At 46.0% G+C, this 359-nt stretch carries 1 protein-coding gene; it reads right to left on the bottom strand.

What is annotated here, in order from left to right:
* Positions 1-359 (bottom strand): hypothetical protein (locus V7S75_RS12065; RefSeq protein ID WP_459514234.1); only part of this gene is annotated, 359 nt, incomplete at both ends.

Raw genomic sequence — 359 nt, 5'->3', positions numbered from 1 at the left:
ACTCGTAATAGTCAAAGCCTTCAACGCATTCGTGTTCTGACCAGTCACCATATTCACCCCAGCATCAAACACAACACTTCCCACCTGTGTACCTCCCACGCGTGCAGACTTGATCTCGACCGAATAACTCTGTAAATAATTCTGAAGCTCCGTGTATAAAATATTCGCATTATCTGCGCTCGAAGTAAATGTATAAACACCTCCCACATTCGCCCAAGATCCATTGCTAGTCGCCACACTCGTAATACGTACATTGCTATGACCCGTCAGCAACGTAATGTTCGCGCCAGCTACCAACTCTCCCGAAGATAATTGTAAACAATAATGCGTCGCAGGGCCCGTTGCATTGTAAAAACGCA

This window comes from Aquirufa sp. TARAVU-A1A, assembly GCF_054558675.1.
Note: the sequence above shows the minus strand (reverse complement) of the source record. Positions and strands in the feature narration are given on the sequence as shown.